Here is a 23,982-nt window from a genome sequence, read left to right on the forward strand (position 1 = left end):
TGAGTGCTTGTCGATGAGGTCTCCCGGCGGGCCGGGCCGGAGTCGTCGGTGCCGTCTGTGAACCGGGCTCGGCGGACGACCGCTAAGCATGCAGTCGCTACCCGATCCGTGGTCACGCCGTGTCCCCAGCGTGGTCGTACGGGACACGGGGCCGGGCGCGGGATGTCGAGACGTCTCGCGACGGCAGCGCCATCCCTAAGCATCATTGATCCACTTCAGAGCCTTGACATCGGACGGGTCCTAAGCGCGGCGAACGGTCGATCGGGTCGCGCGGCGAGCATCGGTTCCGGGACTCGGGTGACGACGCCAGCACGAGCGCGGTCCCGCCGATTGTGGATCAACCACTCAGCGGCGCCGCCGCCCGTCTCAGCGCTTAGGACGTGCCCGACAACGCTTAGTGCGCGCTAACCAAAACGCTTAGACAACGCTTAGAAAGCGCATGTTCTGGTTGCCTGTCATCCACCGGAGAACCGGCGGCAAGGAACGAGTAATCAGAGAGGGCACGATGAACACCGAAAACAGCGAATGTCAGGGGCGCACCGGTCGGCAGCGCCGCGACATGCGAGACCCGAACGGGAGCGGCGACCGGTTCCCGACTGGAGTCCTGACCGCGCTCGAAGTCGCCTTCGGGTGGCTGTGTACCCGCCCGCACCCGGTGACCGTCGACGGCCGCGCCGTCGCCGGGTTGCCCGACGCCCGGGTCCCGCTCGACGAGCTACGCGTGCGGCTGCTCGACCCGGTCACCTCCGACGAGGTCCGCGACCGGGTGTGGGCGCACCTGATCCGGGCGGCCCGCACCGGCGGGCCGACCTGGACGGTGGCATGCGCCGGGATGGCCCGCCCGATGCTGTCTGGTCTGGGCGCCGAGCTGACCCGACGGTTCGCCGGGGACCCCGCCGACATCCACGCCGAGATCCTCACCGGATTCCTGACCGCGCTGGTCGCGGTCGATCCGGACCGGGCACCGCTGGTGTCGCTGCGGTGGGCCGCCTACCGCGCCGGGCGCGCGGCGCTCACCGCGGCGATGGACGCCCCCCGCCCGGTCCCGCCGCACACGCTCAGTGACCCCGCCGGCCACCCCGACACCGACCACACCGACCGCGCCGAGCAGAGCGCACCCGGCGACGACACCGCCGAGCGCGGTGAGCGCAGCTCCCGGCGGGACCCGGGTGAGGGTGCCTCGACGCGGTCAGGGCCGTGTGAGTCGTGCCCGCCGCCGCCCCCGCCCGGACACCCGGACCTCGTGCTGGCACGCGCCGTCACGGCCGGGGCGGTCAGCACCACCGAAGCCGCGTTGATCGGGACGACCCGCCTGGAGCCGGTGACCCTCGTCCAGGCCGCCCACGCGCTCGGGCTCCCGATCGGCACCGTCGCCTCGACCCGCTACCGCGCGGAGGGCCGCCTGCTCGCCCACCTCGCCGACCCCGACCGGCGCGACCCCGACCCGGGCGATCGAGAGGCGGCCGACCATGGCACGGCGAGGCCCGGTCGGGCCGCGGTCGCGGCGCCCGGCCGCCGTCGCCGCGACGGCCGTCACCGCACCGGACAGCGCCCCACCCGGCCGGGCCAGCAGGTGTCGGCTCGTGCCGCCGTGCGGACCCGTTCCGACGCCGCCCGCGCGATCCGCGATGCGGGAGCGCCCGTCGCGAGCCCGTCCACCGCGACCGCACCGTTGACCGCGACCGCACCGTTGACCGTGACCGCCCCGCTGACCGACCTCACCCGGCCGACCGAGCCCGCTGCGGGGCGTGCCGTCGCCGGGTCGGGCAGCCGGCGACGGCGTCGTCGCTCGCGTCGCGAACAGCTCCCGGTGACCGCCGCCCGCCCGCCGTCGACCCGGCCGAGTCAGCTCACGAGACCCAGACCTGCGCCCGGCCGAGCCGTGGCGATCACCGCGAGCGGGGAGCCGACCCGATGAGCGCGCATCTCCTCCTCGCTGAGCTGCTGCTGTCCGGATCGCACATGCCGCTCCCGCAGCCGCTGCGCTCGTTGACCGGTCCGCTGCCGGAGTTGGCGGGGACCCGGATCATCGTGTTGGCTCAGGCGAAGTCCCTCGACGACGTCATCGGCAACCTGCGGGACGTGATCACCGGTCTGCTGGCCGGTCTGGCCACGTTGATGTTGCTTGTCGGCGGCACGCTCTACCTGTTGGCCGGGGGTGATCCGGCGCGGATCGAGAACGCGAAGTCCGCGCTGAAGTCCGCGGCGGCCGGGTACGTGCTCGCGGTCCTGGCGCCGGTCCTGTTGACCGTGCTGCAGCAGGTCGTCGGCTGATGGCGACCGCGACCGCGGCGGCGTCGCCGACGACCGCAGCCCGGACTCCAGCCCGGAATCCCGCCCGAGCTACGACGGCGACCGCGTCGGCGACCGCGTCGGCCCCGGCCGGTCCGCGCTCGCACACGGGCGAACCCGTCAACGACGTGATCGGGTGCCGGCCGCCCGGGACGTCGTGCCGCCCGGTCCGGCGCGCGGTCGCGCTGAGACTCGCCGTCGCAGTGATCGGCGTCGTCATCATTGCGGGCACAGGTGACGGCGCGCAGGCGGTCGCCGGCCACCCCGGACCGGCCGGCACCGCGGTGGTCGTCGCGGCCGGTGTCTCGCCGGGCGGTGCCTGGCAGAGCGGTGCCTGGCAGAGCGGTGCCTGGCAGAGCGCCACCGACCCGACGTCGGGCGTCCCGGCGCAGGAGCCGTCACCGCCGCCCCCGCCGCCGGATGAGAGCAGGTCGTGCGGGATCACTGATGTGTCGGCGTGCGTCGCGGAGTCGTTCACCGACATGGCGCGCTCGGTCGTCGCCGACGTGCTCAATCCGGCGTTGGTGCTGCTGTCGCGGTCGTTGCTGGCGACGCCGCAGCTCACCGAGATGCCGCGGGTGGCCGAGCTGTGGGGTATGTCGTGGCAGCTGATGGTCACCGTGTACGGGTTGCTGATCGTCGCCGGCGGCCTGTTGGTGATGGTTCACCAGACGATCCAGACCCGCACCGGGCTGCGTCAGGTCCTGCCCCGGCTGCTGGTCGGGTTCGTCGCCGGGGCGGTGTCGATGCCGCTGTGTGCGATGGCGATCGAGGTCGCGAACGCCCTGTCTCGGGCGGCGATCGGGGACGGGGTCGACCCGGTCACCGGCGCCGGTGGCCTGCAGGAGCTGATGCAGGCCGCGATCACCGGCTCGTCCGCCACCGGCGGCGCCCCCGCCGGGCTGGTCGCGAGCATCTTCGTGCTGCCGGTGGTCGTGCTGGTGCTCGCGGTGCTGGCCGGGTGGGTGCTGCGGGTCGCGGTGACGGTCCTGCTGATCGTGGCCGCGCCGCTGGCACTGATGTGGCACGCCCTTCCCCAGACCGAGGGCGTGGCCCGCTGGTGGTGGCGGGCCCTGGCCGGCTGTCTGGCCACGCAGGTGCTGCAGAGCCTGGTGCTGATCGTGGGCCTGCGGATCATGCTCGTACCCGGGAACTTCGTCCCCGCGATGGGCGCCGTGCCGACCGGGTCCGGCCTGGTCGCGATCCTCACCGTCACCGTCCTGCTGTGGATCTTGTGGAAGATCCCGGGCTGGGTGTGGTCGTCGTGGATCGGTGGCGGCGGCCGGGGCAGGTCGATGCTCGGCGCCCTGGTCCGCGGTCTGCTGATCGCCAAGGGCGCCGGACTGCTCAAGGGCGCGCTGTCCGCCGCGGGCTCCCGGGGCGGGGGCACGTCATCCGGCCGTGGCCGAGGCCCGTCCGGCCCGTCGGATCCGTCGGGCCCGCGGGACCCGTATGTGCAGGCACCGACCGGTGAGGACGGGCAGACGGAACTGCCCTACGGGCTCAGGCCGCGCCGTCGCCGTCGCCCGCCAGTGGGCCCGCAGTGGCGGCCACGCCCGGGCGACCCGCGGGTGGGCGACCTGGCGGCGCACGAGCCGTGGGACGAGCACCGCCGCCCGATCGAGGGGCAGATGGAGCTGCCGCTGCTCGACGACGTCTCCGGTGATCCCCGCCCGGTGCGCGGTCCGACGGTCGGGCCGCGCCAGTGGCAGTGGCGCCTGCCGATGGGCGCCGAACCCACCGGCCGCCCACCACGGCCGGACCGCGGCAAATACACCTATATCCCGCGCGACGAGCCGCTGCGCGGGCCGGTCGCCGGGCAGTGGGCGATGCCGATCCCCGAGGACAACCCGGCGTTCGGGCCCCGCCCGCGGCGCGGCCCGAAGGTCGGCCCGAACCAGTGGCAGTGGCGGCTGCCGGTCCCCGCCGAGCGGGCACGGCCCGCCCCTGGCCCGGCGCGCGGCTCCACCTCCGCCCCGGACCGCGAGCCGAGCAGGGCGCCCGTCGAGGGCCAGTACGAGATCCCGTTCTCCGCCGCCGTTCCCCGAGCGTCCCGGGCGCGCCCGCGCCGCCAACCCCAGCGCAGCCCGATGCGTGGTCCGGACGTCGGCCCGGATCAGTGGCAGTGGCGGCTGCCGGTCCCTGCCGGGCGCATCCCGCGTGACCGTCGGGCATCGCGGTTCGTGCCGATGCCCGGCTACCGCGAACCCGCCGACGCCGGTCAGGTGCCGCGCGACTACGTCGCCGGTGAACGGGTCGCCGACCTGCCGCCGCGCCGGCCGTGGGCCGGTGGGCACCGGCGCGGCGACGGCCAGTTCGGGTTACCGATCCCCGCGCCGAAGCCGACACCACCCGAGCGGGTGGCCTACCGGTTCGTGGCGACCCCCGGCCGCCCGGAGCCCGCGCAGGCCGGGCAGATACCCGCCGACTACGTCGCCCACCCGCAGAACGAGCACCAGCCGCCACCGGTGCGACGCCCACCCGAACCAGCACGACCCCGACCCCCGCGGCCTGCGCCGCCCCGGCACGAGCCACCCGCCCCGCCTGCCCCGTCCGCTGCCGCGCCGTCTCGTCGTCGCGGCCGGTCGAGCCGCCGCCCCAAGGAGTCCTGATGCCCGCACCCGTCCAGATCCCGGCCGACGTCGACCGCGAGGACCGCATCCTGGGTGAGCTCACCGCCCGCCAGGTCGCGATCCTCGGTGGCGCCGCCGTGCTCGCCTACCTCGCGTGGGTGTTGATCGGGCCTACGCACCTGCTGTGGTGCCTGGCCGCGCTCGTCCCCGTCACCGTCGCAGCGGTCGCGCTCGCGTTCGGCAGCCGCGACGGCCTGTCCCTCGACCGGGTCCTGTGGGCGGCGCTCGTCCAGCGCGCCGAGACCCCCACCCTGCCCGGCACCCGCCCCACCGAGAACGCCCAGGACCCCGACCACCCCGACGACACCGACGCCGACGTCGGGCACGACCGCGGCCGCCGCCGGCGGCCGCCGTCCTGGGTCGGACGGGTGGTGCGTGCGCCGGCGGCAGTGCGGGGCGTGCGCGCGCTGTCCCCGCACCTGGGGGTGCTCGACCTCGGCGGGCAGGGGCTGGCGCTGGTGTGCTCGGTGACCCCGATCCACCTACCGATGCGTACCGAGCCCGAACAGGCTGACGCGCTCGCCGGGTTCGCCCGGTGGCTGCACGCGTTGGCCGCGCCGGTGCAGATCGTGTCCCGCACCCGCCCGCTCGACCTCGACCCGGTCCTCGCCGACCTCTACCGGCGCGCGGCACGGCTGCCCCACCCGGCGCTCGCCGACGCCGCCTACGCCCACGCCGCCCACCTCGCCGCGGTCGCCGCCACCACCGAGCTGACCACCCACGAGCACCTGCTCGTGCTCCGCCACCCCACTCCCGCCCGCACCAACGATGGTGGCGGCTCGGGTGCGCCCGGCCCGGTCGGGCTGGCCCGGGCGACGCGCACGGCGGTGGAGACGCTGTGCCGCCGCGCCGACGAGGCCGCCGCCCTGCTCGACCCGCTCGGGCTGCGGGTCACTGTGCTCGACGCCCCGAGCGCCGCCCGCGTCGTGCGCGCCGCCACCCGCCCCGCCGACCCACTCAGCGGACCTGCCCCGCTCCACCCCGCCGAGGCCGCCCGGGACTGGGCTCCCGACCCCCGACCGGCCCCGCCACCACCCCCGCCGCGGACGCGAGGCGGCCCGACCCCGGGTGGAACCCCTAGTCCGACCAGAGCGCCGAGCCCGGGATGGGCGCCGTGTCCCGGCTGGGACGAGGCGCCGACGGTCGAGCTGGATCGCCAACCGACGTACGACGTGTACGGCGACATGGACGACGGCGGGTCGGAAGACCTCGGTGTGGATGGCGTCGAGGGGCTCGACGACGAGCAGATCGAGGCGGGCCAGTTCCGGCCCGGCCGTATCCGGGACGCACTCGACGGTCCCGTCTCCGGACAGGGGACGACCCGATGAGCCCGCGCATGACCCACCCCGAACCCGCGGCCCGCCGGGAGCAGCAGCGTCGGGGGCGCCGTCGTGGGCGCGACCCGGTCCGCTCCGGACGTCGGGGGCGAACGGGCCGGCGTTCCCGGTTCGGTCGCCGTGCGGTGGCGGCGCGGGGCTACTTCGATGCGGCCGAGGTGGTGGTGAGCGCGCAGGCGGTACGGGTCGACGGGTTGTGGACATCCACGTTGTCGTTGACTGGGTTCCCGCAGCAGGTGGGGGCGGGTTGGCTGGCGCCGTTGACCGGACATCCCGGTCTGGTGGACGTCAGCGTGCACATCACCCCGGTGGACCCGTCGGTAGCGGCCTCACGACTACGTCGTCGGCTGGCCCGCCTGGAGTCCGGACGCCGGATGGGCGCCGAGCGCGGCCGGTTGAGCAATCCCGACGAGGAGGCCGCCACCGAGGACGCGCATGCCCTGGCCGAGCGGATCGCTCGGGGCGCGGCCCGGATGTTCGAGACGACGATCACCGTGACCGTGCACGCGGTGACCCGAGCGGAGCTGGCGGAGGAGGTCGCGGCGGTGCAGGCGGTGGCGTCGTCGCTGCTGATCTCGGCGCGCCCGACGACCGGGCGGGCGCTGCACGCCTGGCAGACCGGGTTGCCGTGCGGGATCGACCGCGTCCGGACCGGCCGGATCTTGGACACCGCGAGCCTCGCGGCGTCGTTCCCGTTCACCAGTCCCGACCTGCCGGCTACCGCACCCGGGCCGGGCGCGGTGCTCTACGGGGAGAACCTGCACAGCTCGGGCCTGGTGTGGTGGAACCGCTGGGACCAGTCGAACTACAACCAGACCGTGATCGGCTCCTCCGGAGCCGGGAAGTCCTACCTGGTCAAGTCGGGGCTGCTGCGTGAGCTGTGCACCGGGACCGAGGTGCACGTCGTGGACCCCGACGACGAGTACGTGCGGATGGCCGACGCGGTCGGCGGCACCGTGATCCGGGCCGGCGCACCCGGGGTCACCCTCAACCCGCTGGACCTGCCGGTCCACCTCGACCACGCGACCGGGCGGCGCAGCGCCGCCCCGGACGCGCTGACCCGCCAGCGCCTGGCCGTGCAGACGTTCCTGTCCGTCGCGCTGACCGCCGACCTCACCGGCGACAGCTCACCCGCCCCCGGTGGGCCGGGAGCTCTCACCGCGCTCGAGCGCGCCGTGCTCGATGCCGCGATCACCACCGCCTACACCGGCGCCGGGATCACCGACGACCCACACACCTGGACCCGCCCCGCGCCGCTGCTGACCGACCTGCACCGCGCCCTGCTCGACGTCGGCACCGACTCCGACGCTGCCGGTCGGCGCTCCACCGACCCTGCAAGTCCCAGCGGATCCGGCGCCGAGCTACGCGCCGACACCGACTCCGGCACGACGGGCGGTGGCGCGACGGGCGTTGAGGTTGCTTCGGTGGCGGCCGGGTTGGCGGCGCGTTTGTCCCCGTTCACCTCGGGGGCCTACGCGGCGTTGTTCGACGGGCCGTCGAGCGTCGTCGCGGCCGGGCACCTGGTGGTGTGGTCGGTGCGGGAGCTGCCGGAGGCGTTGCGTCGCCTGGGGATGCTGCTGGTGCTCGACGCGGTGTGGCGCACGGTGACCCACCCGCACAACCGGCGACCGCGGGTGGTCGTGGTCGATGAGGCGTGGACGCTGTTGCAGCACCCGTCGGCCGCCCGGTTCCTGTTGCGGGCGGCGAAGTCCGGTCGCAAGCACTGGGCCGGGCTGACCCTGATCACCCAGGACGTCGCCGACGTCCTGGGCTCCGAGCTCGGTCGGGCGGTGATCGCGAACTCCGGCACGCAGATCGTCCTGCGCCAGTCGGCCGAGGCCATCGACGACGTCGCCCGCGCGTGCGGCCTGTCCGGTGGCGAGGCGCGGTTCGTGCGCCGCGCCGGACGCGGCGAGGCGCTGCTGGTGGCCGGCCCCACCCGGGTGGCGCTGTCCGCGGTCGTGTCCCCGACCGAGGACGCGCTGATCACCACCGACCCGCGTCAGCTGACCGGCACCGCCGCCACCGGCGGGGACTGGATCGACCTGGACCGTCCGCCCGCACCCCGTCCGGCCGCACCCAGCCCGCCAGCTTCTCGCGCGGCTCCGGTTCGGCGTGAGGTCGCGGATCCTCGGGTGGCCGGTGCCGCGTCGGGTGCCGCGGACCTGATCGTCGAGGGCTGGTGAGCCGGATGCTTCCCATCCTGCCGATGATCAGTACGACCGACGCCGTCACGATGGCGGCCGGGGTCCTTGTGGTGGCGGTGTTCGTCGTCGCCGGGCGGGAATGGGTGGGGCGGCTGCGTCACCGACGTCTGCTGCGGGGCGCGTGCTGGATCACGGTGCTCGCGCCGCCCGAGGTCGACCCGCACGGCGCGGTCATGTTCTGGCGCGCCGTGCTCGGGCTGTGTCTACCCAGCCGGTGGCGCGACCGGCTGGCCGGGACGCCGCACGTCGTGTTCGAGTACCGGTTCTCCACCGCCGGGGTCGAGATCGGGGTGTGGGTGCCGGGCACGGTGTCCGCGTCGTTGGTGGCCTCGGCGATCCGGTCCGCGTGGCCTGGGAGCCACACGCACATCTCGTTCTGCGACCCGCAGTCCGATCCGCCGCCCGCGCCGCCGGGGCCGGGCCGGGACCGGGAGCGCCGCGCGGTCGCCGGGGGCGTGCTGTGCCTGGCCCGGCCGGACACGTTGCCGCTGGCCGACGATCCACCCGGGGACCCGGTGCGCGCGCTGTTGGCGGCGCCCGGCCGTCTGGGTCCGGGCCAGTGGGCGCGGGTGCAGGTGTTGGCCCGCCCGGTCCCGGCCGCCCGGATGGCCCGCGCCGCAGCATCGGCCGCGCGCGGCGGGCGTGGGCACGGCGCGGGACCGTTGCCGCTGCGGTTGCCGACCGCGCTGGCGTTCGGGCTGGTCGAGGTCGTCGCCGCGGTCGTGACCGAGCTGGTGTCAGCGCTCGTACCCGGCGGACCGTCGAGCCATCGACCCGCGGCGAGCAGGGCGTCAACGGCGCGCCCGGCGCGGTCGGGTCCCGGTCCGCAGCGGGTGATGGACGCGGCCGCCGACCGCGCCGTGGCCGGCAAGCTCGGCGCCGCCGCCGGCGGCTACCGGGTCACCATCCGCTACGCCGCCGCCACCCCAGTCGAGGAGATCGCGGGGCCGGACGATGAGTGACCAGCAGCGGCACGCGCGAGCACGGAGTCGGGGGATCGCGCACAGCGTCGCGTCGGCGTTCGCCGGGCACAACCACTTCCGGCGCCGACGCCTGCGCCGCCCCGACCCGGTCCTGCGGGCGCGGCGGCTGCGCGGCGGGGACCTGCTCTCGGTGCCCGAGCTGGCGGCGCTGGCCCGGCTTCCGGTCGGTGAGCACGTCCCCGGGCTGCGCCGCGCCGGTGCCGCCGCTGTCGCGCCGCCCCCGCAGGTCCCCACCGCCGGGCACGGTGTCCGGCCGTTGGGCGTCTCGGATGCGGTGGCGGGGCGCCCGGTCGGGCTCGCCGTTCCCGATGCCCGCCATCACCTGTGGATCGTCGGCGCGACCGGGGTCGGTAAGAGCACCCTGCTCGTGCACGGGGTGCTGGCCGACGCCGCCGCCGGGCGCGCCGCGGTCGTGCTCGACCCCAAGGGCGACCTGGTCACCGACATCCTGGCCCGGCTACCCGCCGCCGCCCGCGCCCGCACCGTGGTGATCGGCCCCGACCGGCCGCGACGCGGCCCGGACGGGTTGGCGTGGCCGTGTCTGAACCCGCTGGCGCCGGCCACCGGGTCGGGGATGGCCGGGGACGTCGACGCGGTCGGTGACGTCGCCGCCGAGAACGTGGTGACGATCTTTTCCAGGGTGTTCTCCTCGGCGTGGGGGTTCCGCAGCGAGGACCTGCTGCGGGTGGCGTGCCTGACCCTGCGCGCCGGTACCGAGACCCCGAGCTTGGACATGCTGCCCGCCCTGCTGACCAACGCCGACGCCCGCGCGCACGCCATCCGCGAACTACCGTCCGGCAGCGTCCACACCGCGGCGCTGCGTGAGTTCTGGACGTGGTTCGAGCGGTTGTCCGAACCCGCCCGCGCGCAGATCGCCGCGCCGTTGCTGAACAAGCTACGGGCGATCCTGTTGCGCCCGTTCGCGGCGCGGGTGCTGTGCGGGCCGTCGACGGTCGACCTGACCCACGTCCTGGACCGGGGCGGGCTGCTGCTGGTGCGGATGCCGAAAGGCCCACTCGGGGAGGACACCGTCCGGCTGCTGGGGTCGCTGATCGTCGCCCAGGTCTGGCAGGCCGCCACCGCCCGCGCCGCCCAACCCGAGCACCTGCGCCGCGACGCCTCCCTGGTCCTCGACGAGTGCCACAACTTCCTCAACCTGCCCTACAAGATCGAGGACATGCTCGCCGAGGCACGCGGCTACCGCCTCGGACTGACCCTGTCCCACCAGTACCTCGCACAGCTCCCGCCCGAGCTGCGCGACGGGATCGCCACCGACGCCCGCTCCAAGATCGTGTTCACCTCCGCGCCCGAGGACGCCGCACGCCTGGCGAAACACACCGCACCCGAACTCGGCGCCCACGACCTGGCGAACCTCGACGCCTTCCACGCCGCCGCCCGCCTGCTCTGCCACGGCGGCGAGACCCGCGCGTTCACCTTCCGCACCCGCCGACTCCCACCACCCGAGCCACCCGATCGGCACGACCGCCCGGAGCGACCCGGGAGTCCGTCCGGCCCGCCGACCATCCCACTGCCCCAACCACCCCGGCCGACACCGCGCCGGCCGACACCGCCGATCGCGGCGCCACCTGAACAGGAGCCCCACGATGAACGCCAACGCCCACGCAGGCCCGACGCGGCAGCGCTTCACCGACAGCCGCCGCGCCCGCAGCCGTACCGGCCGCGGTCGGCCCTGCGGCCCGAGCCCGGCTCGGCCGGGCCGTCGTGGGGGTAGCGGCCGAGTGGCGGGGCTGCGGCTGGCCGTGACGGGGCAGATCCCGGCGACGGTCCGCGCGGCGGTGCTCGACGAGTACCACGCGGAGTTGTCCCGCCGGCGCCGCGCCGGGGTCCAGGACCGCGTCCGTGACGGCGTCCACCCCGCCCGCGTTCCTTACGGCTACCGCATCTCGACCACCGGACCGGCCGACGGGGGTCGTGTCGACCCGGCCGCGGGCGGGGTGGCCCCGCCGTATCTGTGGGAGCGCGACGACGCGGCCGCACCGGTCGTGCAGCTCATCTACCGGATGGGCTGCGACGGCTACAGCGACGCCCGGATCGCGGCGTCGCTGTCCGCCGTCGACGACATCCCCCGACCCGTGAACCCACACACCCGGGGAACCACGACGGTGGACGCCCGCCCTCGTCGCCCGCATCCTGACCGATCCCAGCTACTGCGGGCACCAGGTGTGGGGGCGCACCCGACACCGACGACCCGTCCCGGTCTGCGACTGGATCCGTTCACCGCGAATCAGCCATCCGGCGCTGATCGGCCAGGGCTTCTACGACGCCGTCCAACGCGTACGCACATCCCGCTGAACTCATCCGCACAAAACGTCGGCCGCCGGACCGTGCCGGATTCGGCGCGCCGGTCACCCGTACGCGACAACACGCGAAGCGCCAGCTCGGACGGTCGACAACACCGTAGGGGCAGCACTCGTGAGCCACCATCAATTCAATTCGTGCGACCCGTAAAACTGTAGCGCGAGGCCGGTATCGGGCGAATTTGCCAGGCCCGGAATGCCTGGCTATATTCGGATTGAATTGACAGGGCGGCTCAATGCGAGCGGCTGGCCGCTGCTTCTGTCGATTCGACATCCTAAGCGTTCGGCGTCACACCTATGCCGTTCGCACGACCGGGAACGCGAATACCGAAAGGTGTATCCAATGAGTGGCACACGAAATGGGCCGATCCGGGAACGGCGGAAGCCCGACGGTCACCGACCCGACGCCGTGGACGAGCGAACGGCCCAGGTGATCTCCGGGTTCTTGAAGCACACGGTGTCGCGCCGCGGCGGCGAGCTGCGGCTGGGCGTGCTGTGCGACACCGGGGAGTCGATGCGCCCGTTCGCCGGGCGCACCACGTCGCTGGCGTGGGTCCTGATCTGCGGCGCGCATCTGGCCGCCCAGCGCTACGACGTCCACACCGGTGTGCGTCGCTCGGCGAAGGCGATCGTGGTCCAGACCGAGCCCGGCGTCGTCCCGCGGATGAGCGTGGCCGATTTCGGGGTGTCGGAGATGATCGGCGCCGTCACCGCCGGGCAGACCGGGCGCCTTGACGACGGCGTCTACGGGCTGGTGCGCCGCTTGCGGCTGACCGAACCCGGTGGGTCTCGCCTGCTCGTGCTGATCACCGACGCGCAGGCACCGCACGATGTCGTTGACCAGACCCGGACGGAGCTGGCGCGGCTGCGTGACTCCGGCTGCGGGGTGCTGTGGCTCTGCACGTCCACCGCGCCGTGTGTGGGCGCGACCCTGCCCGGGGCGACCCTGCTCATCGACCCCGACGAGCCACCCGCGGCCCGGGTGCTCGGTGCGGCTATCGACGCCGAGATCGACCGCCCGCACCCCGACCACGCCGACGCAGGGACGGGGAACCGATGATGATCGACACACCCGACCAGGCCGACGACCGAGCTGGCGACGACCGGACCGGCGACTGTGCCGATGACCGGGCCGACGACCGGTCTGTCGGTCTGGCTGATGTCATGGCGAGGCCGTGGCGACTCGTCGGTCACGAGCCCGACGCGCTGGAGGCGCACGCCTCCTGGGTCGTCTCCGAGGCGATGGCGCGACCGCTGTGCGACAAGGGCGGTCTGCGGGTGGGCGTCGTCGCCGACATCGGTCCGACGATGACCGCGCTCAGCCGGGCGACGACCCGACTGAGCTGGGTGCTGTTGCGGGCCGCCCACGACGCCCAGCAACACCGCTCCCACATCCCCGACCTCCCCGTGTCCACGGCCGTCTGCTGTGCCGGTGCGCAGCCCACCCCGATGACCTGGATCGTGAGCGACGAGGACCGGATCCCGTCGCTGGGGACGGGCAGCCAGCGCAACGTCCATGCGGCGATCGAGACCGTGGGTCACCTCGCGCGGCTGGCCGAACCCGGGGCTGCGCGGCTGCTCGTGCTGATCTGCGATGCGTTCGGTCAACCGGAGCGCTTCGTCGGTCGCGCCCGCCGGGAGCTGGAGGTGCTGCGCCGCTCGGGCTGCGGGGTGCTGTGGCTGTGCCCGAGCTCCAAGCTGTGCATCGGCGACGACTACCCGGGAACGACCCTGCTGTTCGACCCGAACGCCCGCATCGCCGTCGGGCTACTCGTGGAAGCCATCCGCATCGAACTCGAACGACCCGACCCCGACACCGAACCCGACACGGGGGACCCCGTCAACGCCGACGACGGCGGGCCGGACGACGGCGGGCCGGACGACGGCGGGCCGGACGACGCCGGGCCGGGCGCGAGGTCCCCCCGCGATGCACGCCAGGGCGCCGACGCCTCCGGTAGAGGGTGGCGAGCCGCTGCGGTCCCGCTGGTCACCACGCAACGGGCCGATGACCCGGCGGGCTCCGCCGCGACGGAGGGATGAGCATGCCGCGCACCATCAACGTCGCCGCCGGCCAGTACGCCGTCGTCATACCGGTCGACGTGGACAAGCCCATCCGCGTCATCGACTGGCCGGGCGGCGATGACGAGCTCGGCACGCTCTACCGCGAGATCGACGCCACCGAGGTGGGCATGCACACCGCTGGCGGGGTGTTCGCCTACTGGATCAACACTGACATCGGCCCGGACACGCAGTGGGTGGCGAATGGCCGGTCGGTCTGGCTCGCCACCGCCCTCAAGGCACCGCTGATGCTCGTGGCCGGTGCCGTGATGGTCACCCTCGCCGCGCCCGACGAGGACGGCAACACCCAGGGCCTGTCCCGCGAGACCGCCGACGATCTCGCCGACATCGCCCGCGGTACGCCGCACCACGACGTCGACGCGCTAACCCGCCTCCTGGTGCGGGCCCGTGATCACGGGCCGGTACTGCTCGTGTTCGACACCGCGCTGGCCCGAGATTTCCTCATCTGAACGCGTCCCGCTCGCGGGGAGGTCGGGGTCAGGGCGACACCTGACCCCGTTCTTCCGTCCACACCCGGATCGGGAACCGGGAACCGGCGCGACCGATCGGGCTGGAAACCGGCGAGGGAGACGCCCGACCTACGTGACCTGAACCGCCGACACGACCACCCGCAAGGCAACGACCGAACGTAGAGAGGGAGCCGACGGACATGGGTACCGAGTGTGGACGAATGGTCGACGGAAAGCCCTGCCGCAAGGAACCACGCCACCGACACGGCTGCCGGAACCTGCTCCGGACGCGCGCTCGGGGGGTCCACCCGGGCCTCGTCCCGACGGGCGTCGTGTCCCCGCCCTGGCCCCGGCTGGCCGATCGCCCGGTCGGTGACGCCCGAGCGGTCGCTGACGTCCTCGGCCGTTGGCGCGACGCCCCGGGCTGGGCGGGTGCCGGGCTGCGGCTCGGAATCGTCAACGTCCTGTCTGACGTCGACCCGACCGGGCGCGCGCCGACCGAGTTCGCCACACGAGTGGCGTGGTCACTGGTCACCGCCGCCTACGACTCCGCACGAGGCATCGACGACGCCCTCGGCCCGGTGTTCACCGCCGTCGGTCTCGCCCCTGGTCACACCGACACCGACACCGACACCGGCACCGCCGGTGGAGCAGCCTCGCCGCCGCGACGCTCGTCCGGCCTGCCGGGAACCCACGAACCGTACGGCGCGCGAACGAGGTTCGGACGCCCCTCGACGGTGCCCGGCGGGATCGCTGCGGTGGCGCACGCCGCCGGTCTGACCGAGTCACCCGCGGCTCGGCTCCTGGTCCTGATCAGCGACGCCAGCTACGGACCGGAGCATCTCGCACAGGAGTGCGGCCAGGCAGACCACCTGCTCACCCGCGGCTGCGGCGTGCTCTGGCTGCGTACGAACATCGGCCACCCGCACCAAGGGCACTGCAACGGCGAGGCCCGAGGGACCGCCCCCGACGTCGAGTCGCTGCGCGGCGGCCGCGTCATGTGGCTCGATCCCACCGAGCCGGTCCCCGGGCAAGCACTGGGCGCCGCCGCGCTCGACGCGATGAACCGCGCCGAGCTCGCCGCTCGCTCCGGGACCCAGCCGTGACGCCGAAACGGATCGACCCGCAGCCCGCCACGACCGGCGCACCCAGGCGTGACCCGATCGACCGAGCGGACAGACGCCGCTCCGGGCGGGCATCGCGTCCGGGTCCGCCTCGACCACCACGGAGTTCGCTCCCGAAAAGGTCGCGTAAAAGCGAGGCAGGAAAGGGCGGAATCAATAGGGTATCTGGCCCGGATAAATGCTATTCTGAGGATGTTGAATTCGCTGCCCCGATCTCCGGGGCAGGGAATTCGATGCCGGGCGAACTCGACACGACCGACACGTCCGGTGACCCGATAAGCGGAAGGGGTGGCGATGATGGGGCTTTCCTCGACTCGCCGGGTCGTCCGCGCGGCGGCGGTGCGGTCGACCTCGCCGACGAGCGAGCGGGCTACTCGTGGAGCTACCGGCAGCGGATCGACCGTCGAGGCGGCGAGCGCGTCTACCGCGGCTCGGTGCGCCACACCGCCAGCCACGACCTCCAGCGGCAGCAGGCCGATGCGCTCGCGGCTCTGCTGGCCTGGGCCGCCGGACGCGACGACGACACGACGCCGCCGGCCGAGACGTGAACGGTGCACGCCGAGACGAGCGGCGCGCTCCATGACCGACCTGGTGATCGCCCAGATCACTGACGACAAGCGACGGTGACGACGATGACAGCAGATCCGCGGTGGGGACAGACTAGCGGCGACCGGACGCAGCAGGGTGGGCGACGGCCGGTGCCGGAGTCCGGGCCGTCCGGGCTGTCGGACTACGCGGTGTCCCCACTGGGTGCGCCGCTGGCGCTGATGCGCCAGGAGGTCCGCGTCGCGTTCCTGGGGCGGACCTCCACAGAGGACCAGCAGGACCCTCGGTCGTCGATCCCGCGACAGCTCGGCAACTGCAAGCAGCCGTTGCCGGAGAGCTGGGTGATCGTCGCCCACTACTGGGATGTCGAGTCCGGGCGGATGGCGCTCGACCGGCGCGGTCGGGGCGCGGACTACGAGCGGTTCAACATCCCGGTCCCGCGCGACGGCGGCATCGCCGACCTGCTCGCCGCCGCGCAGGAGCCGGGGCGCAAGTTCGACGTGGTGATCGTCGAGTCGATGTCGCGGGTCGCGCGGCGCGCCTACGAAGGGCTCACGGTCGAACGAGCCCTCGAAGACGCCGACGTCGTCCTGTTCGCCAGCAACGAGCCGATCACCGTGTCCGGGAGCCGGGCGCAGCGGATCCTGCAGCGGCGCATCAATCAGTCGATCGCCGAGTACGAGGTCATCAACACCCTGGAGCTTTCCTGGGGCGGGCTGTGCACCCACGCCCGCGAGGGGTGGAACGTCGGGAAACCACCGTACGGCTACCGCGCCCGCAAGATCCGCCACCCCAACCCGGTCAAGCGGGCCAAGGGACTGTCCAAGACCCGGCTCGAACCCGACGGGGCCCGCGGGGAGACCGTCACCCAGATCGCGTTGTGGCGCTACCACGAGGGCCTGGGCTACGGCACCATCGCCGAACGGCTCAACACCGACCTGGAGCGCTACCCGCCACCCGAACCGGTGGGCGGGCGACACCGGGCCCGCGGCGCGTGGAGCAAGCTCACCGTCTACGAGATCCTGAAGAACCCGAAATACACCGGGTACATGGTGTTCAACCGGCGTGCGAGCACCTCACGCGGTGGCGCGGTCAACGACCCGGCCAAGTGGGTGTGGTCGCCTGAGCCCACCCACGAACCGTTGATCCCCAAACACGTCTACGACCAGATGCGCGCCGACGCGGCCAAGCACCGCGGCTCCCGCGACGGCAGCGCATCCAACGCCAACCGCCAGACCCGCCGCGACTACGTGCTGCGCGGCATGGTGTTTGCGGTTCCCCCGAGATCGTGGAGGGTTCTTATGCCGCGTCTCGGGTGAGGGCGGCGTTCTCGTAGTTGATCGGTGAGAGCCCGGCGGCGGCACTGTGTCGCCGCCGGTGGTTGTAGAAGCCGTAACACCAGTCGATGACCGCCGCCCGCGCCCTACTGATGGTGTCGAATTCGTTGCGGGACAGCACTTCCCACTCCAGGCTGGAGAAGAACGCCTCCGCCGCGGCATTGTCGAAACACGACCCGACCCGGCCCATCGACTGACGGATGTCGAGCCGCCGACACAGAGCGGTGAACGCGCCCGCGGTGTAGGTCGACCCGCGGTCGGTGTGGAAGATCACCCCGGCGATTCGGTCCGCCCCGCCGCGGGCCGCCACCGCCATCCGGATCGCCGCACACGCCAGCTCGGCGTTCGGGTGCAGCCCCGTGGCCGCGCCGAGCAGCCGCCGCGAGTACAGGTCGATCACCGTGGCCAGATACAACTTCCCGGCCGCGGTGGGGATCTCGGTCATGTCCCCGACCCATCTGCGGTTCGGCTCGGCCGCAGTGAAACCCCGACGAAGCAGGTCCGGGAACTTCGGCGCCGTGCGGTCCTGGCGGGTCAGCCCGTTGTGCCGCTTGATCCGGCGGGCGACCAGGCCCTGGCGGCGCATCGAGTCCGCCACGGTCTTCTCCGACACCCGCCATCCGGCCTCACACAGGTCGGCGTGCAGACGGGGTGAGCCGTGTAGCCGCTGGGCGTCGTCGAACGCCACGGCCACGGCGGCGTCCAACGCGCAGCGGCGCTTCTCGGTCGCGGTGGCACCACCGTCGGAACGCGCGGCGCGGTCGAGCCACTTGTACAGCCAGGAGATCGACACCCCCAACAGGGCGCAGGCCAGCGTGTGCGGCACCCGGTGGAAGGTCCTCTGGTCGGCGATGAAACGGGCCACGCTCACTTCGTCGCCTCCTTGACCCACAGGACCACGGATCGCTTGAGGACATCACGCTCCATCCGCAGCTCGGCGTTCTCCGCGCGCAGCCGCTTGAGCTCCTCGACGCCGCCGCGAGACAGGCCCTCGGTGTCCTCGCGGGCCTCTCGTGCACGGGCCACCCAGTTGCCCAGCGTGCCCTCGTTGACCCCCAGGTCACGGGCGACCTGGGCGATCGGCTTGCCCGTCTCCTCCACGACCCGGACCGCTCCGTCACGGAACTCCCGGTCGTAGCGCTTCCGTACCTCTGGCATCGCTACCCCTTATAGCTGATGCCTCCCCGATCATGGGGGAACCGCAAATCGCTGGGCCTCGTCCGGGGTCAGTCCCCGGACGAACACCTCCGGCTGTCGCGCCACGGCCATCACCTCCGGCGCACAGCCTCCTGCGCCAGACCGGGACGGATCAAGCCGACACGATTACGTCCCCAACGTTCCCGGACGCGGCACTAGCCCGGGGCTTTCATCGCGGTTCGCCGAGCGGGGCGTGTCAGAAGGCTGGAGGGTGCCACTGACCAGCAAGGATGGGGATTGCTGAGGTCCCGTATCCGCGCGAATCAGGAGCACCCTCCAGGTGAAGAAGGCTATCGGGTTCTACTCGTGCCCGGACATCGACACGGCCGCGACAGCGGTGGTGTCGCATGCCGGGACGAGGCTGCTGACCGAGACCATCGGCAAGGTCGGGCTCGACCACGCTCTGTCGCAGGCGTTGGAACCGTGGCGGCCGCGGTTGGCGGTGCACGACCCGGCGAAGGTCCTGCTCGATCTCGCGTTGACGCTGGCCGCCGGCGGGGACTGCCTGTCCGACATCGCGCTGTTGCGTGCGGAGCCCGCTCTGTTCGGTCCGGTGGCCTCAGACCCGACGGTCTCCCGCACGGTAGATCGCCTCGCCGCCGACTCGACCGCGGTGTTGGCGGCGATCGATGCCGCCCGCGCCACGGCTCGGGCGAAGGTGTGGGCGCTGGCCGGTTCCGCCGCTCCCGACCACCAGACGGACGCGGCGAACCCGCTGGTCATCGACGTGGATGCCACCCTGATCACCGCCCACTCGGACAAGCAGGGCGCCGCACCGACGTTCAAGAAGGGCTTCGGGCACCATCCGTTGTGGGCGTTCTGCGACCACGGCGCGGCCGGGACCGGTGAGCCTCTCGCGGCGCTGCTACGCCCCGGGAACGCCGGGTCGAACACCGCCACCGACCACGTCACCGTCATCCGGGCGGCGCTGCGCCAGCTCCCCGACCACCGCCCGGGCAACCGTCCCGGCCGCAAAGTTCTGATCCGGGTCGACGGCGCAGGTGCCTCGCATGAGCTCCTCGACTGGCTGGCCGGGCAGCGTCTGTCCTATTCAGTCGGCTTCGGGCTGTCCCAGGCTCTGGTCGACCAGCTCGCCGCGCTCCCGGCCACGGACTGGCAGACCGCGCTCGATGCCGACCGCGAGCCCCGTCCCGGAGCCTGGGTCATCGAGGCGACCGGCCTGATGAACTTGACCTCCTGGCCGAAAGGGATGCGGGTGATCGTCCGCCGCGAGCGCCCGCACCCCGGCGCGCAGCTACGGATCACCGACCCGGACGGGTTGCGCTACACCGCATTCGCCACCAACACACACCCCGGTGGAGCGGGCCGCCAACTCGCCGACCTCGAGCTACGACACCGCCGCCGGGCCCGCGCCGAGGACCGCATCCGGGCGGCGAAGGACACCGGGCTGACCAACCTGCCCTTGCACGAGCTCGACCAGAACCGGATCTGGCAGGCCGTTGTCGCGCTCGCCTGCGAGGTCACCGCCTGGGCGCAGATGCTCGCCTACACCGACCACCCGGCGCGGCGCTGGGAACCGAAACGACTCCGGCTGCGGCTGTTCTCCCAGCCCGCACAGCGAGCCCGGCACGCCCGCCGAACCGTCCTGCACCTGCCCGCCCACGCACCCTGGGCCAGGCTGCTCTGCGAAGGCCTCGCCCGGCTGCGCGCACTCGCCGTCCCCGGCTGAGCCCGACCCCGCCGTCACGACGACCCAGGACCCCGACCGGACCAGTGGAAACCGGCGCCCACCCGAGCGACCTCGGCTGAACTGTCACACCCGCCAGGCAGAATCAGCGCCACCACACCGACGAGCACCGGTGTCGATCAAGCCGGGACTGCCCGACGAAAGATCCGGGCTAGTGAGCCAGAGCTGGGCGGTAGCCCCGGCGACGGAGAGCTGGCGCAGTCACCGCGAGTGGCTGCCTTCGCCGGCGGAGGCGCAGCAATGAATCGGGGTGCCCGATCGACCGCCATCAGGTGAAGATCATTTACTGATCGACTGAAGCAATCGTGGAGCAGCGATCGTGAACGGGGCTGAAGTTGGTGGCATCGAACGGCGCTGTACTGCGCCACGTGACCTGGGAGAACGTGTGTATTGGCTGGTCAGGGTTGTCGTCGATCGACCCTGGCAGTCAAGGGGTCAGGGGTTCGAATCCCCTCAGCTCCACTTTGTGGCAATTGGGCGGTATCGACAATGGTCGGTGCCGCCCAATTTGTGTTCGGTCTGATATTTACCGCTGGACGGCCGTCATGTCATTCGTCCGGCGGAATCGACCGACGTGTGCAGAGATGTGTACTCCGCGGCACTACGATGAGACCGTGGCGGACCAGACGAAGCCGACATCATGGACGGTTCTCGCCGGCGTGACCGTGCTCGGCATGCTTCTGCTGGCTGCCGCCTACCTCGTCTACCAGCCGGAGTGGCGGACGGTGCGGGGATTGTTCATCGGGCTGGCCGCACTGGGCGTCACGCTCTTCGTGGCGATCCGTGAACGCTCTCGGAGTCGATGAGTGTGCAGGTGCTCGTCACTCCACTTCTGCCCGATCGGTTCTGATCGTCTGTGAAGCGTGTGGCCGGCCCCTGACCGGCCGTGTCAGATCCAGCCGCGCTCCGCGGCCAGGCGGGCCGCCTCGTGGCGGTTCGTCGTCCCGAGCTTGGCGATGGTGGCGGCGAGATAGTTGCGCACGGTCCCGGTGGAGAGCGACACACGACGGGCGATCTCGTCGGCCGGGGCGCCGTCGCGGGCCAGGGCGAGGACGTCGGACTCACGGGGGCTCAGTGGCGAGTCACCGGCGCTGATGGCCTCCGCGGCCAGTTCCGGGTCGACGTAGGGCGTGTCTCCCAGATAGGCGGAGCGGGGTGCGCGATGCTTGATCGGTGCCGCGTACCGCTGTCCTGACTGATGCCCAGTGGGCCCGTCTGGCGCCGCTGTTGCCCTCCTCCGAGGGTCGTCGCGGGCGCCCGTTCCGCGATGACCGCCGGGTGCTCGAGGGGATCATCTACCGGTATCGGTGCGGGCTTCCCTGGCGCGACGTCCCAGCCGAGTTCGGGCCGTGGCAGACGTTGTGGAAGCGGCACCGCCGCTACAGCGGCGACGGCACCTGGGACCACATCCTGGCTGCTCTTCTGATCGAGGCCGACGCCGCCGAGGTGCTCGGGTGGGCGGTCAGCGTGGACTCCACGATCATCCGTGCCCACCAGCACGCCGCGACCCTCAAGCGCGACACAGGGGGCCGGATCGAACTACACGAATCTGCTCGCCGAACCAGCAGATCACGCGCTGGGACGGTCCCGCGGAGGGCTGTCGACGAAGATCCACCAGCTCGTTGACGGGCACGGCCGCCCGCTGGTGGTCCTCCTCGGCCCCGGCCAGGGCGGCGACTCGCCAATGTTTCCGCACCTGATGGCGCACCTGAGCATCGCCCGACCGGGCCCGGGACGACCCCGGACCCGGCCCGAACGCGTGCGCGCGGACAAGGCCTACTCCTCACGCGCGATCCGCCGGCACCTGCGCGAGCGCCGGATCATCGCTGTCATTCCGGAGCCCTCTGACCAGCAGGGACACCGCAAACGACGGGGCTCACGCGGCGGCCGACCGCCCGCATTCGATCCGGTCGACTACCGAAACCGCAACGTCGTCGAGTGCGGGTTCTGCCACGTCAAGCAGTGGCGCGGGCTGGCCACCCGTTACGACAAGCTCGCCCTGACCTTCCGCGGCGGCGCCGTCCTGAAGGCGATCGTCACCTGGCTCCGCGCATTGGGAGACACACCCTAGCGGCCGCCGTCCGCGACGGTGCGGACGACCTCGGCGAGGGTGCGGGAGGAGACCGTCTTCGGCAGGAAGCCGCGCACCCCGGCGGCCAGGGCCGACTTCAGGTACCCGGGCCGGGCGTGCGAGGTCACGATGACGCAGCGGCAGCCCGGCAGATCGGTGGCCAGCCGCCGGGCGACCTCGATGCCGTCGGGGCCGGGCAGCTGCAGGTCGAGCAGGGCCACGTCGGGACGCACGTGCAGGGCCGTGGCCAGCGCCTCGTCCCCGGTCGCGGCCCGCCCGGCGACCTCGAAGTCGTCCTCCAGGTCCAGCAGGCCGGCGATCGCGTCGCGGATGAGGTTCTCGTCGTCGGCGACCAGGATGCGGATCATGCCGGTGCTCCCAGCGGGGCCGGGACGGCGGCGTGGAGCAGGAACCGGTCCCCGTCGCGATGCGCGGTGACGCGGCCGCCGAGCGCCCCGATCCGCTCGGCGAGCGAGTCGACGCCGGTGCCGGAACCGGCGATCCGGCCGTCGGACACGCCGTCGTTGGTGATGGTGAGCGTGACCTCGCCGTCGTGGCAGGCGGTGGCGATCGTGACCCGGCCGGCCGACGCGTGCCGCAGCAGGTTCGTCACGCCCTCGCGGACGACCCAGGCGAGGGCGTCGGCGGATCCGGCGGGGACCGGGTCCCCGGTCACGGTGCACTCGATGCCCGCGGAGGCGAGCAGCGACCGGGCGCCGGACAGCTCGTCGTCCCAGGTGGCGTGTACCTCGCCCCGCACGACGCGGCGGACCCCGGTGCCCGCCTCCTCGGCGATGCGCCCGATCTCGGCGAGCTCCGACCGGGCCCGGTCGGTCCGGCCGCGGTCCACCAGCTCGGCGGCCAGCGAGCTCTTGACGGCGATCGCCGCGAGCGTCCGGCCGAACACGTCGTGCAGGTCGCGCGAGATGCGGAGCCGCTCCTCGGCCAGCGCCAGTGCGGCGCGGTCCTCGTGTGCGGCCTGGAGCTGCAGCAGCAGGCGGAGCATCCAGGCGCTCGACCAGGTGGCCCACAGCACGCTGCTGATCACGACCGAGCCGGACACCAGCGCCGAGACGTTCGCGAGCCCGAGTACCGCGATCGTCAGTACGAGCACCGCGCCGTTGAGCAGCAGCGTGATGCGCGCGCCCAGTGCCGGGACGACGCTGGCCGCCGCCGAGGCGACCGCGGCCAGCGCCGTCAGCTCCATCGCCGGCAGGTCGGCCTGCAGTGCCACCACCACGAACGCCGCCCCGACGAGGAGCCAGGCGACCGGCACACCGGCCGGGATCCGGCGGGCCCGGCCGACGACGGTGTCGATGCTCCACCGGAGCACGACGATGTTCCCGACCGTCACCGCGACGGCGAGCACGAACGCCGCCACCGTCGCGAGCGGGGCCGCCCCGACGTCCCCCCGGGCGACCAGCACGCTGCCCAGCAGGGTGGCGACCGGCAGTGCGACGGCGCTGTAGGTCGTCCGGCGCACGAAGGTCTCGAACCGGCGGGCACCGGTCGGCGGGCGGTCGCTCATGCCGTCATCCTGCCGGGTCGGGGTGGTGCGGGCGCTACCCGAGCGGTAGCGGCAGCGGGACCGCGCCGGGCCGCCTGCCGCTGTGGGATCGGTGGCGGAGGTGAGGGCGCCCCGGCCGCGGGCCGACGTCGGCCCGTGCGCACGCCCAGGGGGTCTGCGCTTGACCGGACGAC

Annotated in this window: 21 protein-coding genes and 1 pseudogene; 17 read left to right on the forward strand and 5 right to left on the reverse strand. The window is 73.1% G+C overall.

Annotation, left to right across the window (positions count from 1 at the left end; translation table 11 throughout):
* The first annotated feature begins 655 nt into the window (after positions 1-655).
* The 14 genes from AFB00_RS17485 to AFB00_RS17545 all read left to right on the forward strand — a co-directional run bounded on the left by AFB00_RS17485 (position 656) and on the right by AFB00_RS17545 (position 17,287).
* The gene (locus AFB00_RS17485; protein ID WP_156819603.1) at positions 656-1,918 is read left to right on the forward strand and encodes a hypothetical protein; all 1,263 of its coding nucleotides are present in this window, start codon (positions 656-658) and stop codon (positions 1,916-1,918) included.
* Positions 1,915-2,274 carry a pilin gene (locus AFB00_RS17490; protein ID WP_231973966.1) on the forward strand — a complete coding sequence of 120 codons (360 nt, stop codon included), beginning with the start codon at positions 1,915-1,917 and terminating at the stop codon, positions 2,272-2,274. Before AFB00_RS17485 ends, AFB00_RS17490 begins: the two co-directional genes overlap by 4 nt.
* Positions 2,275-2,495: 221 nt before the next feature.
* The gene (locus AFB00_RS17495; RefSeq protein ID WP_156819604.1) at positions 2,496-4,904 is read left to right on the forward strand and encodes a hypothetical protein; all 2,409 of its coding nucleotides are present in this window, start codon (positions 2,496-2,498) and stop codon (positions 4,902-4,904) included.
* Entirely contained in the window at positions 4,904-6,253 is a 1,350-nt protein-coding gene (locus AFB00_RS17500) for a PrgI family protein (RefSeq protein WP_068798129.1), read from the forward strand. Before AFB00_RS17495 ends, AFB00_RS17500 begins: the two co-directional genes overlap by 1 nt.
* Before the next feature lie 8 nt (positions 6,254-6,261).
* The gene (locus AFB00_RS17505) at positions 6,262-8,448 is read left to right on the forward strand and encodes a VirB4 family type IV secretion system protein (protein WP_197519575.1); all 2,187 of its coding nucleotides are present in this window, start codon (positions 6,262-6,264) and stop codon (positions 8,446-8,448) included.
* A gap of 5 nt (positions 8,449-8,453) precedes the next feature.
* Positions 8,454-9,431: a hypothetical protein gene (locus tag AFB00_RS17510; RefSeq protein WP_156819606.1), complete on the forward strand. Its 978-nt coding sequence runs from the start codon at positions 8,454-8,456 to the stop codon at positions 9,429-9,431.
* Positions 9,424-11,184 carry a type IV secretory system conjugative DNA transfer family protein gene (locus AFB00_RS17515; protein ID WP_068798132.1) on the forward strand — a complete coding sequence of 587 codons (1,761 nt, stop codon included), beginning with the start codon at positions 9,424-9,426 and terminating at the stop codon, positions 11,182-11,184. The genes AFB00_RS17510 and AFB00_RS17515 overlap by 8 nt, the downstream gene beginning before the upstream one ends.
* A 419-nt stretch (positions 11,185-11,603) precedes the next feature.
* Positions 11,604-11,765 carry a recombinase family protein gene (locus tag AFB00_RS36280; RefSeq protein ID WP_442965872.1) on the forward strand — a complete coding sequence of 54 codons (162 nt, stop codon included), beginning with the start codon at positions 11,604-11,606 and terminating at the stop codon, positions 11,763-11,765.
* Between the two features lie 414 nt (positions 11,766-12,179).
* Positions 12,180-12,830: a hypothetical protein gene (locus AFB00_RS17520; RefSeq protein ID WP_068798133.1), complete on the forward strand. Its 651-nt coding sequence runs from the start codon at positions 12,180-12,182 to the stop codon at positions 12,828-12,830.
* Positions 12,830-13,810, forward strand: coding sequence for a hypothetical protein (locus tag AFB00_RS17525; protein WP_068798134.1), 981 nt, complete (start codon positions 12,830-12,832; stop codon positions 13,808-13,810). Before AFB00_RS17520 ends, AFB00_RS17525 begins: the two co-directional genes overlap by 1 nt.
* A gap of 2 nt (positions 13,811-13,812) precedes the next feature.
* On the forward strand, positions 13,813-14,298 hold the full coding sequence (locus AFB00_RS17530; RefSeq protein WP_068798135.1) for a hypothetical protein: 486 nt from the start codon (positions 13,813-13,815) through the stop codon (positions 14,296-14,298).
* 332 nt (positions 14,299-14,630) lie between these two features.
* A complete protein-coding gene (locus AFB00_RS17535; RefSeq protein ID WP_068798136.1) occupies positions 14,631-15,404 on the forward strand; it encodes a hypothetical protein in 774 nt (257 codons plus the stop codon).
* A gap of 251 nt (positions 15,405-15,655) precedes the next feature.
* Complete coding sequence (locus tag AFB00_RS17540; protein ID WP_068798137.1) at positions 15,656-15,970, forward strand: hypothetical protein; 315 nt, start codon at positions 15,656-15,658, stop codon at positions 15,968-15,970.
* Between the two features lie 84 nt (positions 15,971-16,054).
* Positions 16,055-17,287: a recombinase family protein gene (locus AFB00_RS17545; protein WP_083276071.1), complete on the forward strand. Its 1,233-nt coding sequence runs from the start codon at positions 16,055-16,057 to the stop codon at positions 17,285-17,287.
* Here AFB00_RS17545 and AFB00_RS17550 read toward each other — a convergent pair.
* The gene (locus tag AFB00_RS17550; protein ID WP_068796814.1) at positions 17,268-18,176 is read right to left on the reverse strand and encodes an IS3 family transposase; all 909 of its coding nucleotides are present in this window, start codon (positions 18,174-18,176) and stop codon (positions 17,268-17,270) included. The genes AFB00_RS17545 and AFB00_RS17550 overlap by 20 nt on opposite strands.
* Positions 18,173-18,463 (reverse strand): transposase, encoded by a 291-nt coding sequence (locus AFB00_RS17555; RefSeq protein WP_060710840.1) that lies wholly within the window; start codon positions 18,461-18,463, stop codon positions 18,173-18,175. The genes AFB00_RS17550 and AFB00_RS17555 overlap by 4 nt, the downstream gene beginning before the upstream one ends.
* Before the next feature lie 319 nt (positions 18,464-18,782).
* Here AFB00_RS17555 and AFB00_RS17560 point away from each other — a divergent pair, with 319 nt between their 5' ends.
* Complete coding sequence (locus tag AFB00_RS17560; protein ID WP_068798138.1) at positions 18,783-20,192, forward strand: IS1380 family transposase; 1,410 nt, start codon at positions 18,783-18,785, stop codon at positions 20,190-20,192.
* A gap of 632 nt (positions 20,193-20,824) precedes the next feature.
* Complete coding sequence (locus AFB00_RS17565; protein WP_156819607.1) at positions 20,825-21,016, forward strand: hypothetical protein; 192 nt, start codon at positions 20,825-20,827, stop codon at positions 21,014-21,016.
* Between the two features lie 83 nt (positions 21,017-21,099).
* Here AFB00_RS17565 and AFB00_RS35825 read toward each other — a convergent pair whose 3' ends face one another.
* Positions 21,100-21,381, reverse strand: coding sequence for a response regulator transcription factor (locus tag AFB00_RS35825; RefSeq protein ID WP_335726580.1), 282 nt, complete (start codon positions 21,379-21,381; stop codon positions 21,100-21,102).
* A gap of 2 nt (positions 21,382-21,383) precedes the next feature.
* Between AFB00_RS35825 and AFB00_RS32065 the strand changes: the two are divergent.
* A pseudogene (locus AFB00_RS32065) lies at positions 21,384-22,281 on the forward strand (IS5 family transposase).
* Here the strand turns inward: AFB00_RS32065 and AFB00_RS17585 are convergent.
* The gene (locus AFB00_RS17585) at positions 22,278-22,649 is read right to left on the reverse strand and encodes a response regulator (RefSeq protein WP_231973967.1); all 372 of its coding nucleotides are present in this window, start codon (positions 22,647-22,649) and stop codon (positions 22,278-22,280) included. The pseudogene AFB00_RS32065 and the gene AFB00_RS17585 sit on opposite strands and share 4 nt — an antisense overlap.
* Positions 22,646-23,809: a sensor histidine kinase gene (locus AFB00_RS17590; protein ID WP_068798140.1), complete on the reverse strand. Its 1,164-nt coding sequence runs from the start codon at positions 23,807-23,809 to the stop codon at positions 22,646-22,648. The genes AFB00_RS17585 and AFB00_RS17590 overlap by 4 nt, the downstream gene beginning before the upstream one ends.
* Positions 23,810-23,982 lie beyond the last annotated feature (173 nt).

The organism is Pseudonocardia sp. HH130630-07, from assembly GCF_001698125.1.
Classification (GTDB): domain Bacteria; phylum Actinomycetota; class Actinomycetes; order Mycobacteriales; family Pseudonocardiaceae; genus Pseudonocardia.

What these genes read in the sequence shown, in the direction of transcription:
- AFB00_RS17490 (WP_231973966.1), top strand. Translation starts at nt 1,915, where the DNA reads ATGAGCGCGCATCTCCTCCTCGCTGAGCTGCTGCTGTCCGGATCGCAC.
- AFB00_RS17500 (WP_068798129.1), top strand. Translation starts at nt 4,904, where the DNA reads ATGCCCGCACCCGTCCAGATCCCGGCCGACGTCGACCGCGAGGACCGC.
- AFB00_RS17505 (WP_197519575.1), top strand. Translation starts at nt 6,262, where the DNA reads ATGACCCACCCCGAACCCGCGGCCCGCCGGGAGCAGCAGCGTCGGGGG.
- AFB00_RS17510 (WP_156819606.1), top strand. Translation starts at nt 8,454, where the DNA reads ATGCTTCCCATCCTGCCGATGATCAGTACGACCGACGCCGTCACGATG.
- AFB00_RS17515 (WP_068798132.1), top strand. Translation starts at nt 9,424, where the DNA reads ATGAGTGACCAGCAGCGGCACGCGCGAGCACGGAGTCGGGGGATCGCG.
- AFB00_RS17525 (WP_068798134.1), top strand. Translation starts at nt 12,830, where the DNA reads ATGATCGACACACCCGACCAGGCCGACGACCGAGCTGGCGACGACCGG.
- AFB00_RS17530 (WP_068798135.1), top strand. Translation starts at nt 13,813, where the DNA reads ATGCCGCGCACCATCAACGTCGCCGCCGGCCAGTACGCCGTCGTCATA.
- AFB00_RS17540 (WP_068798137.1), top strand. Translation starts at nt 15,656, where the DNA reads ATGCCGGGCGAACTCGACACGACCGACACGTCCGGTGACCCGATAAGC.
- AFB00_RS17545 (WP_083276071.1), top strand. Translation starts at nt 16,055, where the DNA reads ATGACAGCAGATCCGCGGTGGGGACAGACTAGCGGCGACCGGACGCAG.
- AFB00_RS17555 (WP_060710840.1), bottom strand. Translation starts at nt 18,463, where the DNA reads ATGCCAGAGGTACGGAAGCGCTACGACCGGGAGTTCCGTGACGGAGCG.
- AFB00_RS17585 (WP_231973967.1), bottom strand. Translation starts at nt 22,649, where the DNA reads ATGATCCGCATCCTGGTCGCCGACGACGAGAACCTCATCCGCGACGCG.
- AFB00_RS17590 (WP_068798140.1), bottom strand. Translation starts at nt 23,809, where the DNA reads ATGAGCGACCGCCCGCCGACCGGTGCCCGCCGGTTCGAGACCTTCGTG.